General features: G+C 73.3%; 13 protein-coding genes and 1 rRNA gene. 4 read left to right on the forward strand and 10 right to left on the reverse strand.

Annotation, left to right across the window (positions count from 1 at the left end):
• Window positions 1-9 precede the first annotated feature (9 nt).
• Both rrf and LG943_RS16085 read left to right on the forward strand, forming a co-directional pair.
• A 5S ribosomal RNA gene (gene rrf / locus LG943_RS16080) occupies window positions 10-125 on the forward strand.
• Window positions 126-321: 196 nt separating this feature from the next.
• Window positions 322-1,389: a zinc-binding dehydrogenase gene (locus tag LG943_RS16085; RefSeq protein WP_270073098.1), complete on the forward strand. Its 1,068-nt coding sequence runs from the start codon at window positions 322-324 to the stop codon at window positions 1,387-1,389.
• Between the two features lie 49 nt (window positions 1,390-1,438).
• Here the strand turns inward: LG943_RS16085 and LG943_RS16090 are convergent, their stop codons facing one another.
• The 6 genes from LG943_RS16090 to LG943_RS16115 form a co-directional block, all read right to left on the reverse strand.
• Window positions 1,439-2,251 carry an alpha/beta fold hydrolase gene (locus LG943_RS16090; protein ID WP_270073099.1) on the reverse strand — a complete coding sequence of 271 codons (813 nt, stop codon included), beginning with the start codon at window positions 2,249-2,251 and terminating at the stop codon, window positions 1,439-1,441.
• Between the two features lie 274 nt (window positions 2,252-2,525).
• The gene (locus tag LG943_RS16095) at window positions 2,526-3,737 is read right to left on the reverse strand and encodes a cytochrome P450 (protein WP_270073100.1); all 1,212 of its coding nucleotides are present in this window, start codon (window positions 3,735-3,737) and stop codon (window positions 2,526-2,528) included.
• Window positions 3,738-4,081: 344 nt separating this feature from the next.
• Window positions 4,082-4,915 carry an ABC transporter permease gene (locus tag LG943_RS16100; RefSeq protein ID WP_270073101.1) on the reverse strand — a complete coding sequence of 278 codons (834 nt, stop codon included), beginning with the start codon at window positions 4,913-4,915 and terminating at the stop codon, window positions 4,082-4,084.
• Complete coding sequence (locus LG943_RS16105) at window positions 4,912-5,877, reverse strand: ATP-binding cassette domain-containing protein (RefSeq protein ID WP_270073102.1); 966 nt, start codon at window positions 5,875-5,877, stop codon at window positions 4,912-4,914. Before LG943_RS16105 ends, LG943_RS16100 begins: the two co-directional genes overlap by 4 nt.
• A 93-nt stretch (window positions 5,878-5,970) precedes the next feature.
• On the reverse strand, window positions 5,971-6,816 hold the full coding sequence (locus LG943_RS16110) for a DUF4097 family beta strand repeat-containing protein (protein WP_270073103.1): 846 nt from the start codon (window positions 6,814-6,816) through the stop codon (window positions 5,971-5,973).
• Window positions 6,817-6,922: 106 nt separating this feature from the next.
• Window positions 6,923-7,459, reverse strand: a complete 537-nt coding sequence (locus LG943_RS16115) for a ribbon-helix-helix protein, CopG family (protein WP_270073104.1) — start codon at window positions 7,457-7,459, stop codon at window positions 6,923-6,925.
• A 671-nt stretch (window positions 7,460-8,130) separates the two neighbouring features.
• Here LG943_RS16115 and LG943_RS16120 point away from each other — a divergent pair.
• Window positions 8,131-8,667: a DUF2243 domain-containing protein gene (locus LG943_RS16120; protein WP_270073105.1), complete on the forward strand. Its 537-nt coding sequence runs from the start codon at window positions 8,131-8,133 to the stop codon at window positions 8,665-8,667.
• Between the two features lie 7 nt (window positions 8,668-8,674).
• Window positions 8,675-9,637, forward strand: coding sequence for a cytochrome c oxidase assembly protein (locus tag LG943_RS16125; protein ID WP_270073106.1), 963 nt, complete (start codon window positions 8,675-8,677; stop codon window positions 9,635-9,637).
• Here the strand turns inward: LG943_RS16125 and LG943_RS16130 are convergent.
• From LG943_RS16130 to LG943_RS16145, 4 genes are all read right to left on the reverse strand, one after another.
• A complete protein-coding gene (locus tag LG943_RS16130) occupies window positions 9,567-10,070 on the reverse strand; it encodes a MarR family winged helix-turn-helix transcriptional regulator (protein WP_270073107.1) in 504 nt (167 codons plus the stop codon). The two genes, LG943_RS16125 and LG943_RS16130, sit on opposite strands and share 71 nt — an antisense overlap.
• 234 nt (window positions 10,071-10,304) lie before the next feature.
• Window positions 10,305-11,090, reverse strand: coding sequence for an ABC transporter permease (locus LG943_RS16135; protein WP_270073108.1), 786 nt, complete (start codon window positions 11,088-11,090; stop codon window positions 10,305-10,307).
• Window positions 11,087-12,064: an ATP-binding cassette domain-containing protein gene (locus tag LG943_RS16140; RefSeq protein ID WP_270073109.1), complete on the reverse strand. Its 978-nt coding sequence runs from the start codon at window positions 12,062-12,064 to the stop codon at window positions 11,087-11,089. Before LG943_RS16140 ends, LG943_RS16135 begins: the two co-directional genes overlap by 4 nt.
• Window positions 12,065-12,226: 162 nt before the next feature.
• On the reverse strand, window positions 12,227-12,892 hold the full coding sequence (locus LG943_RS16145) for a DUF4097 family beta strand repeat-containing protein (RefSeq protein WP_270073110.1): 666 nt from the start codon (window positions 12,890-12,892) through the stop codon (window positions 12,227-12,229).
• Window positions 12,893-13,021: the final 129 nt, after the last annotated feature.

Below are 13,021 nucleotides of genomic sequence, written 5' to 3' on the forward strand. Positions count from 1 at the left end.
GGTTGGGTTTGCGGTGGTTATGGTGGGAGGGTCACACCCGGTCTCTTTCCGAACCCGGTCGTTAAGCCTCTTTGCGCTGATGGTACTGCCCTGTTGTGGGGTGGGAGAGTAGGTTGCTGCCGCAATTTATTTGAGTGGGGGGACTCCTTTGGGGGTCCCCCCATTTTTTATGCCCGGAATCAGGCCACGGTCGGCCCGGCCGCGTGTCGCCGCCGCCCCCTCCCCGCGTCGCGACGTAGCTTTGCACCTGTCGGCCGCACCATTGCGGACCGGCCCGAAGCAGCGGACCGTTCGTCCCGTCGCCAGGAGGTACTCGCTCCGATGACCGCCACCAGGCACGCCGTGCCGACCATGCGCGCGCAGCGGTTTCGCAAGGCCACCCGGCAGTGGGCGATCGAGGAGATCCCCGTTCCCGAGCCCGGACCCGGCGAGGTGCTGGTGAAGGTGGCCTACTGCGGCATCTGCCACTCCGACCTCAGCCTGATCGACGGTGTCTTCGGCGGCGCGGACGTGCCCGACGTCGTCACCCAGGGGCACGAGGCGGCGGGCACCATCGCGAGCATCGGTCCCGGGGTCACCGGCTGGGCCGTGGGTGACCGGGTGATTCCGGCCGCCGGTCGGCCGTGCGGCGTCTGCGAGTACTGCCGCCGCGCGGACTTCGGCAACTGCTCGAACATCCGGCTGATGGCGTTTGCCTATGACGGGGCCTGGGCCGAGTACACCGTCGCCCAGGCGGTCGGCCTCACCCGGGTGCCCGACTCGGTGCCGCTGGACCAGGCCGCCATCCTGGCCGACGCCGTGTCCACGCCCTTCGGCGCGGTGGTGCGCACCGGCAAGGTGGCCATCGGCGAGGCCGTGGGCGTGTGGGGCGTCGGCGGGGTGGGCACCCACATCGTGCAGTTGGCCCGGCTCGTGGGCGCCAACCCGATCGTCGCCTTCGACCTGGACGAGGAGATCCGCGGGCGCGCGCTCGCGGTCGGCGCCGACTTCGCGTTCGACTCCCGCGACCCCGATGTGAAGGCGAAGGTCGCGGAGGTCACCAAGGGCCACCTGCTCGACGTCGCCTTCGACGCGGTCGGGCTCAAGGCCACCTTTGAGCAGGGCCTGGACCTGCTCACCGCCGGCGGGCGGATCGTCGGGGTCGGGCTCAGCGCCCAGAAGGTCTCCCTGGGCACGACGGCGGCCTTCGGGCTGTCCCGCAAGCAGGCGCTGGGGCACCTGGGCTACAAGAACGAGGACATCGGCACACTGGTCGACCTGGTCGCCGCCGGGCGGCTGGACCTGTCGCGGTCGATCAGCGGAGTGGTGGGGCTGGACGACCTCGCCGACGGCATCCGCCGCCTGCACGAGCACGAGGGCAACCCCATTCGCATCCTCGTCCAGCCCTGACTGCCCGAACAGCCCCGACAGCCCTCCCGGTCCCCGCCGGCCGCGCGGGCTACGCGGTGGCGGTCGGCTGCTCGGCGGTGAAGAACTCGGTGACCACGGGCGCCAGCGCCTCCGGCGCGATGCCGTGGTCCTGGCCGGGGAACGTGTGGGTGACGACGTGCGGCCCCAGCGCGGTGAGCGCCCGGCAGCCGTTCTGCATGAACGCCTCGCTGGCGCCGCCGATGCCGACGAAGACCGGGATCCGCACGGACTCCCAGCGGTGCAGCGGCAGTTCGTTGCCCGACATGGCCTCGCCCATCACCCGGCCGTCGTAGGCGATGGTGTGGGCCAGCGCCTCCATGGCGGGCCACATCGGCGCCTGGCGCATGCCCGCGACCATCTCCTCGGGAAGGCCGACCGCCGCTGTCAGGAAGTAGGCGACGGCCTCGCCGCGGGCGCCCTTGTCGACCAGCCGGTCCAGGTGCTCGACGTAGTCGGCGGGCAGCGGGGGCCGGGAGGCGTTCACGATCAACGGGGGCTCGTACAGCGCGACCCGGGTGACGGCGCTGCCCCGCGCGGCGGCCTCCAGCGCCAGCACGGCTCCCGACGACAGGCCCAGCAGCATCGCCGAACCGCCGGCGGCCTCGATGACCGCGTCGATGTCCTCGACCTCGCGGGCGACGTCATAGGGCGCGGTGTCGCCGCTGTCGCCCCGACCGCGTCGGTCGTGGGCGTAGACGGTGAAGTGCTCGGACAGCAGCGCGGTGTAGGGCGCGAAGTCGGCGCGGGCCATGAGGGCGCCCGACACCAGGACGAGCGCCGGTCCCGTGCCGGTCTTGTCGTAGGCGATGGGGGTGCCGTCACGGGAGATGACCGTGTGCATGCCGGTCGGCCTTTCTGTTTCGTTTTCGGCGCGCAGCCGCAGTCACCTGCGCTTTGGCCGCAACAGTAGTGGGCGGCGGTGACATTCCGGCCGGGCGGGGCGGGCGGGAAGGTGCGGGACGGACGCCTCGCGGAGCCGACGAGAGCCGACGAGAGCCGACGAGAGCCGACGAGAGCCGCCCGCGGCCACCCGTCCCCGCGCGTGCGGGTTCCGGGTGGTGGCGGGCGGCCCCGGGCGATTCCAGGCGGTGGTGCCTCGGCTCACCGCCTCCCGCTCACACGTCCCAGGTGACCGGGAGGCACCGCACCCCGTAGAGGTCCGCCGTCTCCGGGCGCAGGGGGACCTCCTCGGGCGGTACCGCCAGGCGCAGGCCGGGGAACCGGGCGAACAGCGCGGGGAGCGCGACGCGCATCTCGGTGCGGGCCAGTTGCTGCCCCAGGCACTGGTGGATGCCGTGGCCGAAGGCGAGGTGCCCGCCGTCCTGCCGGCGCAGGTCCAGGGTGTGGGGGTCGGTGTAGCGTTCGGGGTCGCGGTTGGCGGTGTTGAGCGACAGCACGACCGTCGTGCCGGCCTCGACCATCTGGCCGCCCACCTCGGCGTCCTCCAGCGCGACGCGCATCGACGTCTTGGCGACGCTCAGGTACCGCAGCAGCTCCTCCACGGCCCCGTCGGCGAGGCCGGCGGGGTCCGCGCGCAGCGCGGCGAGCTGCTCGGGGTTGCGCAGCAGCGCGAAGACGCCCAGCGCCAGCGAGTTCGCGGTGGTGTCGAACCCGGCCGCCAGCAGGGTCAGGGCGACGCCCTTCAGCTCCTCGTCGGTCAGGTCGCCCTGGGAGAGTTCGCTGAGGATGTCGTCGGTGGGGTCGGCGCGCTTGGCGGTGACCAGGTCGGCGAGGTAGGTCTGGACCGCCGTGTAGGCCGCGATCAGGTCCTCGTCGCTCACCTCCGCGCTGTGGAACAGGTCCACCTGCCGCTGGAAGGCCCCCCGGTCCGCGTAGGGCACCCCCAGCAGTTCGCAGATCATGACGGCGGGGACGGGCTTGGCGAACGCGGTGACGAGGTCGGCCGTCGGCCCGGCCTGCTCCATGGCGTCCAGGTGCTCGGTGGTGACCTGTTCGATCCGCTCGGTGAGCAGCCGCATCCGCCGCGCGGTGAAGCTGCGGACCAGCGGCTTGCGGTAGCGGCTGTGCACCGGCTCGTCGGTGAGCATGAACTCGCCGGGCGCCGCCGGGGGGACCTGCATGCCGCCGTAGTCGATGAGGGGGTGGTGGCCCATCAGCTCCTTGCGGGCGCTGAACCGGGGGTCGGCCAGGATCTGGCGGACCTGGTCGTATCCGGTGACCAGCCAGCCCTGGTGGCCGTCGGGGAAGGAGAGGCGGCTGATCGGACCGTGCTCGCGGGCCGCCAGCAGTTCCGCCGGGGGGTCGAAGGGGCAGCCGGGCCGGCGCGTGGTGGGCATCGCCGGGACGGTGTGGACGGGGTCGTTCATAAGGTTCTCGGTTCCTCGGGTCCGTGGGACAGGGACGGGGTGGGAAGCGGGTTATCCACAGCCGGGGAAGCCGCGTTGCGGCGGCGCGGCCCGGCAGGCGATCGTGAGTGTGAGCACGGTGTGCGTCCACTCGGACGCGCTCCGTGGTCGGCCGAGGCGTGGGCGGCGGGCCCGTGGTCGGCTCGCGGCGGGGGTGTCGAGACGGAGACGGGGATGGAGGCCGATCGGCCTCGGTGACGGCTGCCGCGGAGGTGCTCGGGCACGACGGCCCGGTGCGGTCGCGGCCGGCCGGGGGGAGGGGAGTGGTGGCGGTGTGGCAGTGGGGATCGGAGCGGGGGCCCGCGTCAGTTGGCGGGCTCGCGGTTGAACAGGCGCCGGGCCCAGAGGTAGGAGCCCAGGGCGATCGCGGCGCACCAGGCGAGCGCGATCCAGGCGTTGTCGCCGACCGGCTGGTCCATCAGCAGGTCGCGCAGCGTCTCGATCATCGGCGTGAACGGCTGGTACTCGGCGAACCAGCGCAGGCCGGTCGGCATGGAGTCGGTGGGCACGAACCCGCTGCCGAGGAAGGGCAGCAGCACCAGCGGCAGCAGCACGTTGCTCGCGGACTCCACGCTCTTGCTCACCTGGCCCAGCGCCACGGCCAGCCACACCAGCGCGAAGGTCATCACCGCGAGGAATCCGACCACGGCCAGCCACTCCACCGGTCCGGCCTCGGGCCGGAAGCCCACCAGCAGCGCCACGCCGATCACGACCGCCAGGGCGATCGCCGTCTGGATCATGCTGCCCAGGACGTGCCCGGTGAGCACCGCCGCGCGGGCGATGTGCATGGTGCGGAAGCGGGCGATGATCCCTTCGGTGAGGTCCATGGCGACCGAGATCGCGGTGCCCTGGATGACGCTGGTCACGGTCATCAGGATGATCGCGGGCGCCACGTAGTCGACGTAGGCGGAGCGCCCGTCGGCGGAGTCGCCGGCCGTCGGGCCGCCGAGCCCGGCGCCCAGCGTGCCGCCGAACACGTAGACGAACAGCAGCAGGAACACCACCGGCATCCCGACGAGCGTCAGGGTCATCGAGGGGTAGCGCAGCATGCGTCTGAGGTTGCGGCGCAGCATCGTGACCGAGTCGCGGAACGGGTGGAGGCGCGGGCGCGCGGCGGGGGCGAGGGCGTGGGTGCTCATCGGGTGGTCGCTTTCTCGTTCTCGGTGGCGGGCTTGCCGGTGAGGGCCAGGAACACGTCGTCCAGGTCGGGGGTGTGCACGGACAGCTCCTCGACCTCGATGCGGTGGTCGTCCAACCGGCCGATCAGGTGCTTGAGGGAGCGCAGGCTGCCGCTGCCGGGCACCCGCAGGGCGAGCGGGTCGTTGTCGCGCGAGGGCTGGTCGAGCACGCGCATGGCCGCGTCGAGGTGCCGGTGGTCGCCGAACCGCAGGCGGACGTGGCCGCCGGGGATCCGGCGCTTGAGTTCGTCGGCGGTGCCCTCGGCGACCACCCGGCCGCCTTCGAGCACGGCGATCCGGTCGGAGAGTTCGTCGGCCTCCTCCAGGTACTGCGTGGTCAGGAAGACGGTGACGCCGCCGGCCACCAGGTCCCGGACGATCTGCCACATGTTGCGGCGGCTGCGCGGGTCCAGACCGGTGGTGGGCTCGTCCAGGAAGATCAGCCGCGGGCTGCCCACCAGGCTCATCGCGAGGTCGAGACGGCGGCGCATGCCGCCGGAGTAGGTCGCCGCCGGCTTGCGGCCGGCCTCCACCAGGTCGAACTGTTCGAGCAGCTGCCCGGTGCGGCGCCGGGCGTCGTCGCGGGGGAGGTGGTGGAGGTCCGCCATCAGCAGCAGGTTCTCCTCGCCGGTCAGCAGGTTGTCCACGGCGGAGAACTGGCCGGTGACACCGATCGCGGCGCGCACCGCGTCGGGTTCATGGGCGAGGTCGTGCCCGGCCACGCGGACGTCGCCGGAGTCGGCCCGGATCAGCGTGGAGAGGATCTTGACCGTGGTGGTCTTGCCGGCGCCGTTGGCGCCCAGCAGCGAGAAGACCGTGCCTTCGCGCACGTTGAGGTCGAGGCCCTTGAGGACGGGTTTGTCGCCGTAGGACTTCCGTAGCCCGGTGGCGGCGATCGCCGGCCGGGGCTGGGCTGTGGTCATGGTGGATCCCTTTCTCCAGTGGGGGGTGCGGATGGACGTGAAGGTGGTGTGGACGGAGATGGTGTGGATGGACGTGCGGACGGAAGGGGGGTGTCAGGGGCGGCGGATGGTGATGTCGCCGTAGTCGGTGCGGCCGCGCACCTCGACGGTCTCGTCGGCGTCCTCGGGGCCGGGAGCGTTGTCCAGCAGGTTGCGCACGTGGCCCCGGCCGGTGTGGACGTCCAGCCAGGCGGCGGTGCCCTCGGCGATGCCGATCTCCAGGTCGCCCATGGGGGTGGCGAGCGCGACCGAGCCGCGGGCCACTTCGCCGACGCGGATGGTGCCGGTTGAGGTCTTGGCGTCGACGCCGGCGCCGGCGCGGTCGATGGTGATGTCGCCGGCGGCCGAGCGGACCCGGACGTCGCCGGTGACAGCGTCGATCGTGGTCTCGCCGCTGGAGTTCTTGACGACCGCGCTGCCCTCGATCTCGCCGAGCTGGATCCTGCCGGTGCCGGTGGAGACTTCGGCGCCGCCCGCCACGGCGTCGGCGGTGATGTGGCCGGCCCCGGTGCGCAGGTACAGCGGGCCGGTGCGTTCGACCCACAGGTGCCCGGCGGAGGTCTTGAGGCGGCACTCGCCGAGCCGGCCGACGCAGTGGTGGTCGCCGGCCTGGGTCTCGGCCGTCACCGCGGAGCCGCTGGGCAGTTGGATGGACACGTCGGCCGACCAGGACTTCTTGGAGAAGTCGAAGGCGCGGATCTTGGGGCCGACGACCCGGAGCACGCCGTTGGCGTAGTCGACGCGGATCCGCTGGGCGGCCTTCACGTCGGACTCGTCGGCTTCGTCGCTGGGGCGGACCTCGACAACGGTGTCGGTCCGGTCGCTCGCGGCGATGCGGATGTTGCCCGCGCCCATCTCCACGGTGACGGAGATCGGGTCGGGAGTGTCGAAAATCGGCATGGCTGTCCCCTTGGCATGGGTCGGTGGAGCGTCCCCGCAGGTCAGGGACGTGGTGGTGGAGAGGTGCGGTGGAGGCGGGTGGGAGGGGGCGGGGCGGGGGCGGGGGTCAGCGCACCCAGCCGGTCAGCCCCTGCTCGGTCCGCTTCCCGCCGGCGGGCGGCGATGTGGTGCGCCCGGGGGCGGGCCGCTGGAGGGCCGCGGCGGCGGCCCGGCCCAGCCAGGCGTTGACCGAGCGCCCTTCCCTGGCGGCGGCCTCCTCGATCGCGGCCTTGAGCTGTTCGGGCAGGCGGACGTTGATGCGGGCGGTGGGACCGCCGTCGTCGGCGAGCAGTGCCTCGGGGTCGGGCGCGCTCTCGGCTGGCGCCGGGGCGGCCTCGGCGGGGGCGGCGAACGGCTCGACGGTGGGCGCGTTGACGACGAAGTCGGGGTCGCGGCCGCGCAGGCGCAGCTCCACCGACCCGGGGGCGAGGTCGCGGCTGATCTCGTCGGCGGCGGCCGACAGCGCGTCCAGCAGGGTCATGCGGATCGCGGATTCGAGCGACCCGCTCAGCCGCTCGACCAGCGCCCGCGACTCCTCACCTCCGGCTTCGGCGAGCGTGGCGAACTCGCGGCCGAGGTGGTTCACGTAGGCGGTCAAGTCCATGACGCCACTGTGGCACACGCGTGGCACCAAGGCAAGCCCAAGTGGTGCCAAACTGGCGCCATAGTGGCGCCATGTGGCGCCGCGTGTGGCGTACGGGCAGGTCAGGGCGTGTGCCAGTGGCCGTTAGAAAAACCGGTCCCCCGCCCCGCACCACTCGGCACCCGCTCCCCTCCCCGCCCGTCCTCGCGCGGACACGCGGGCAGCGTTGGCGCGGTTTCCCGGCGGGGTGCCGAGGTGGCCGCGCCCGACACCGCCGCCCCCTGTGGTGGGCACGGGCGCGCCCCGAGCCTGTCCCGGCCGGTCCAGCCGTCCTGGTCGGCCCGACCGCCTAACCGGCTGCGCCGACCACCGCATCTTTTCCTTTAGCGAAATAAAAGAGTTGCGGCGGCGCTGCGGGGAAGTACATGCCGCCCCCGCCGCGCCGCCTGCGAGCGCGGACCGGCGCCGGCGCGTCCGCGCGGTTTCCCGGCGGGGCGCGGGGGTAGCCGCGCCCGCACACCGCCGCCCCCTGCGGCGAGAGCACCGGCAGTCCGCCCGAGCCGTCCCGGCCGGTCCGGCCGACACGGGCGGCCGAACGTCCGCGCGGATGTTCGGCCGCGCACCCGCACGTCCGGTTGCGGCTGCGCGGCACGGTGCGGCGGGGCGTGGCGGCACCCGGAAGGAGACGCACCATGGCGCGAGCGCGGAGCGGCGCCGGCCCGGCGGGGACGCCGGATGCGGCGGGCGGCCGGTACGACCGGCACGGGCGCAACCTGGTGGCGGGTGTGCTGCTGGGCCTGGGCACGGTGGCCTTCCTCGACGAGGTGGTCTTCCACCAGCTCCTGCACTGGCACCACTTCTACGACCGCTCCACCACCTCCGTCGGCCTGGTCTCCGACGGCCTGTTCCACGCCTTTAGCTGGTTCGCCACCGTCGCCGGGTTCTTCCTCATGGCGGCCCTGCACCGCGAGCGCGCCTTCTGGGGTGCCGCCGTCGCCTCCGGCTGGCTGACGGGCGCCGGGTTCTTCCAGCTCTACGACGGGCTGGTGCAGCACAAGCTGATGGGCCTCCACCAGATCCGCTACGGCGTTGACCTGCTGCCCTACGACCTCGTGTGGAACGTCGTCGCCGCGCTGCTGCTGGCGGCCGGGATCGCCGGGTGGGTGCTGACCCGCCGCGCCCGGTCCCGCGCCCGCGTCCGCACCGCCGCCGGGCGCCGGGCCGGATAGCGGCGCCGTGCACGGCCACGGCCCGCCCGGCGGCGGCTCGCCCGGCCACGGTCCGCCCAACCACGGCGTGCCTGGCGGCGCCGACCACGCCGGGGTGGCGCTCGGCGCGGGCGAGTGGGCGGTCGCCGGCGTGCTCGCCGCCGCCGTCCTGGCCTACGGGGCGGGGGTGCTCGCCCTCTGGCTCCGCGACACCGACTGGCCCGGCCGCCGTCTGGCGCTGTGGGTGTGCGGCTGGCTGTGCGCGGGCGCGGCTCTGCTCGGCCCCCTCGCCGAGCGCGCCCACCACGACTTCGCCGCCCACATGGCCGGCCACGTGCTGCTGGGCATGCTGGCACCGCTGCTGCTGGTCCTGGCGGCGCCGGTGACGCTGGCCCTGCGGGCGCTGCCGCGCCGACGCGACCGCGCGCTGGGCCGGCTCCTGGCGTCGCGTCCGGCCGGGGCGGTGGCCCACCCCCTCACGGCGGCGGTGCTCAACATGGGCGGCCTGTGGGTGCTCTACCGCACCGGCCTGTACGCGGCGGCGGCGACGGACGCGTGGTGGCACGCCGCCGTGCACGTCCACGTGCTGGCCGCCGGGTACCTGTTCGCGTTCGCCGTGCTGGGCGGCCCCGACCCCGCGCCGCACCGGCCGGCCGCGCCGTGGCGCGCGGCGGTGCTGGTGGGCGCGCTGGCCGCGCACAACGTCCTGGCCAAGGTCGTCTACGCGGATCCGCCGCCGGGGGTGGCCGCCGAGCAGGCGCGGGCGGCGGGGCAGGTGATGTACTACGGCGGCGCGCCGGTGGAGATCGCGCTCATCGTGCTGCTGTGCGCCGCCTGGCTGGGGCCGCGCAACGAGTACGGTGCCCGCGCGGGCACCGGCGGGAGCGCGCGCGGCCGCGCCCCTCGGCCGTCCGCGCCGCTCACGGCCGGGCGGGGCCGCCGACCGGCGGCGCGCCGGGCGGGTCGAACGGCGGCTCGGACTGCGGATTAGCCTGCGGGTGGGCGATGAGGCGCCGCATCATGCGGTGGAGTTCGCGGACGTCGCGCTCGGGCCAGTCGGCGGTGAGGTCGGCGAACACCGACTCCTGCCAGGCGTGGGCGGCGCTTAGCAGGCGGCGGCCGGAGTCGGTGACGACGAGGATGCGGCGCCGGGCGTCGTCGGCCGAGGTGGTCTTGCGCAGGTAGCCGTGGGCGACGGCCTGGGCCACGAGCCGGCTGGCGCCGGACTGGTCGATGCCGAGTTCGTCGGCGACGTCGTTGACGGTGGCGCCACTGCCCTGCGCGCGGGCGGCGACGGCCTCGGTGACCCAGACGTCGCGGCCCCGATCGGGGCCGATCCCGGCCCCGGTGGGGCTGAGCCAGCGCCGCGACCAGTAGCGGACGAAGTGGAAGAGGGTCTGCCCCGGCCCTTCGGTGTCCGGCATGGCCCGCTCTCCCTTCCGCCCACCCGCTCGCCGCCCCTGCCGCTACCGCAGCCGTTACCGCGACCGCTGCCGCCGAGTCGACTCTACACACGCGTTGCATGCGGTACGCATACACATCTGCGGGGTGTCGGCGGCCCGCGCCGCGCACGAAAGGGGCGGCGTACCCGACGCGGTGTCGGTGTACGCCGCCCGGCGGGGGACGGGGGGCGGGCGCTGCCCGCGCTGTCACGGCGGCTACCTCGGGTCGCGGTTGAACCTCGCCGTCGACCAGATGTAGCCGGCCACCGCCAGCCCCACGCACCAGGCCACCGCGAGCCACCCGTTGTCGCCGATCTCGGAACCCAGCAGCAGGCCCCGCAGCGTCTCGATGGCGGGCGTGAACGGCTGGTACTGGGCGATCGGCTGGATCCAGCCCGGCATCGCCTCCACGGGGACGAAGGCGCTGGACAGCAGCGGCATCAGGATGAGCGGCATCGCGTTGTTGCTGGCGGCCTCGGCGTTGGGGCTGATCAGGCCCAGGCCCACCGCGATCCAGGTCAGCGCCGTGGCGAAGAGGACGAGCAGGCCGAAGGCCGCGAACCACTCCAGGAGGGTGGCGTCGGTGGCGCGGAAGCCGATGGCCACGGCGACGGCGCCGACCAGGACCACGCTGGCGACCGACTGCACGACGCTGCCGACCACGTGGCCGACGATCACCGAGCCGCGGTGGATGGCCATCGTGCGGAAGCGGGCGATGATGCCCTCGGCCATGTCGTTGGCGACCGACACCGAGGTGCCGACCACGGTGCTGCCGATGGTCATCAGCAGCAGGCCCGGAACGATGTAGGCGATGTAGGCGGAGCGGTCGCCGCCGCCGATGCCGGCGCTCATGGTGTCGCCGAAGATGAAGACGAACAGCAGGAGCAGCATGATCGGGGTGAACAGCAGGTTCAGCGTGAGCGAGGGGTAGCGCCGGGCGTGCAGGAGGTTGCGGCGCAGCATCGTGGCGGAGTCGCGCGCGGCGAGGGACAGGGTGTTCATCGGACGGCCTCCGTGGGCTGCTCGGACTGCTGGGGCTGCTGGGGGACGCCGCCGCCGGTCAGGGCGAAGAAGACGTCGTCGAGGTCGGGGGTGTGCACGGTCAGTTCGTCGGCCTCGACGCTGGCGGCGTGCAGCCGGTCGAGGATGGAGTGCAGATCGCGCTGACCGCCGTCGCTGGGGACGTTCAGGGCCAGGGCCTCCTCGTCGCGGACGGCGGCGCCCAGCGCGGCGGCGGCGCCGCGGTAGGCGGCCGGGTCGGTGAAGCGGAGCCGGACGTGCCCGCCGGGGATGAGCCGCTTCAGCTCCTCGGCGGTGCCCTCGGCGGCGATCCCGCCGTCGTTGAGCACGGCGATGCGGTCGGCCAGTTGGTCGGCCTCCTCCAGGTACTGCGTGGTGAGGAAGACAGTGACCCCGTCGGCGACGAGCCCGCGGATGATCTGCCACATGTTGTGCCGGGAGCGCGGGTCCAGGCCGGTGGTCGGCTCGTCCAGGAAGATGATGCGCGGGTCGCCGACCAGGGTCATCGCGATGTCCAGGCGGCGCTTCATGCCGCCGGAGTAGGTGGAGGCGGGCTTCTTCGCGGCGGCGACCAGGTCGAAGCGCTCCAGCAGGTCGGCGGCGACGCGGCGGCCCTCGCGGCGGGGCAGGTGGTGCAGGTCCGCCATGAGGAGCATGTTCTCCTCGCCGGTGATCAGGCCGTCGACGGCGGAGAACTGCCCGGTGACGCCGATCGCGGCGCGGACCGCCTGCGGGTCGGTGGCGAGATCGTGGCCGGCGACGCGGATCTCACCGGAGTCGGGGCCGGGGCTGATGAGGGTGGAGAGGATCTTGACGGTGGTGGTCTTGCCGGCGCCGTTGGGGCCGAGCAGGGAGAAGACCGTTCCTTCGGCGACGGTGAGGTCGACGCCGTCCAGGACGGCCTTGTCGCCGTAGGACTTGCGCAGCCTGTTCGCCGCGATGGCGGGGGTGGTCATGAGGGGTGCTTCCTTCTACGGGCCGCAGGCGCAGGTGCCGGCGGAGCCGGTGGGGCGGGGAGGGGGAGGGCGGGGGGCCGGGGGCGGCGCGGTGGGCGCCGCCCCGTTCGGCGGGTCGGCCGGTGGCCCGAGGGTCTGGGTGGTTCCGGCGCTTTCAGCGGGTCAGAGGCTGCGGGCGGTGATGTTGCCGTGGGTGGTGGTGGCGTGGATGTGCAGGGTGGGGGTGCCGTCGTTCTTCAGGGAGTTGCTGACGCGGCCGTGGCCGGTGTGGGAGTCCAGGGTGGCCGAGGCGCCGGCGGCGGCGGTGACGTTGATGTCGCCGGACTGGGTGCTCAGGTTGAGGGTTCCGGCGGTGGCTTGGGTGATGGTGATGTCGCCGGACTGGGCGGTGATGGTGGCGTCGCCGTTGAGGCGGCCGACCACGGTGTCGCCCTGGGTGGCGGTGAGGGTCAGGGCGGCGGCCTCGTCGATCTTGGTGTGGTTGTAGGCGCCTTCGAAGGTGACCTGGCCCAGGCGGCCTACGCCGCGCAGTTCGCAGGCGGCGGTGGTGGCGCGCACGTGGGAGTCGGCGGGGAGTTGGACGGTGATCTCGACGGATCCGGCGGAGCTGAGGACCGTGTTCTTGGGTTGGGGGGTGTGGATGCGCAGGACGCCGTCGGTGTAGGTGGCGGTGGTCTGCTGGGCGGAGGTGATGTCGCGGTTCTTGGTGGGGTTGGCGGGGCGGATGTCGACGGTGGTGTCGGTGCGGTCGGCGGCGATGATCTGGATGCGGCCGGCGGGGAGGGTGAGGTCGGCGGTGATGGGGGCGGGGGTGGTGAAGGTCTGCATGGTGTGCTCCTGGCCGGGTGGTGGTGGTTCGTGGTGGGGCGTGGTGCCCGTGTCGTTTCCGACATCGCAAAAGCTACGTTGCTTTCCAGATTCCTTCAACTGCATCGTTGCGTCCAGACATTGTTTTAG

Source organism: Streptomonospora mangrovi (genome assembly GCF_027604915.1).
Classification (GTDB): Bacteria; Actinomycetota; Actinomycetes; order Streptosporangiales; family Streptosporangiaceae; genus Streptomonospora; species Streptomonospora mangrovi.

Bases quoted from the DNA above. Each gene is read 5' to 3' on its own strand.
- LG943_RS16085 (WP_270073098.1), top strand. From the start codon at position 322: ATGACCGCCACCAGGCACGCCGTGCCGACCATGCGCGCGCAGCGGTTT.
- LG943_RS16105 (WP_270073102.1), bottom strand. From the start codon at position 5,877: ATGACCACAGCCCAGCCCCGGCCGGCGATCGCCGCCACCGGGCTACGG.
- LG943_RS16135 (WP_270073108.1), bottom strand. From the start codon at position 11,090: ATGAACACCCTGTCCCTCGCCGCGCGCGACTCCGCCACGATGCTGCGC.
- LG943_RS16130 (WP_270073107.1), bottom strand. From the start codon at position 10,070: ATGCCGGACACCGAAGGGCCGGGGCAGACCCTCTTCCACTTCGTCCGC.
- LG943_RS16100 (WP_270073101.1), bottom strand. From the start codon at position 4,915: ATGAGCACCCACGCCCTCGCCCCCGCCGCGCGCCCGCGCCTCCACCCG.
- LG943_RS16140 (WP_270073109.1), bottom strand. From the start codon at position 12,064: ATGACCACCCCCGCCATCGCGGCGAACAGGCTGCGCAAGTCCTACGGC.
- LG943_RS16110 (WP_270073103.1), bottom strand. From the start codon at position 6,816: ATGCCGATTTTCGACACTCCCGACCCGATCTCCGTCACCGTGGAGATG.
- LG943_RS16090 (WP_270073099.1), bottom strand. From the start codon at position 2,251: ATGCACACGGTCATCTCCCGTGACGGCACCCCCATCGCCTACGACAAG.
- LG943_RS16120 (WP_270073105.1), top strand. From the start codon at position 8,131: ATGGCGCGAGCGCGGAGCGGCGCCGGCCCGGCGGGGACGCCGGATGCG.
- LG943_RS16115 (WP_270073104.1), bottom strand. From the start codon at position 7,459: ATGGACTTGACCGCCTACGTGAACCACCTCGGCCGCGAGTTCGCCACG.
- LG943_RS16145 (WP_270073110.1), bottom strand. From the start codon at position 12,892: ATGCAGACCTTCACCACCCCCGCCCCCATCACCGCCGACCTCACCCTC.
- LG943_RS16095 (WP_270073100.1), bottom strand. From the start codon at position 3,737: ATGAACGACCCCGTCCACACCGTCCCGGCGATGCCCACCACGCGCCGG.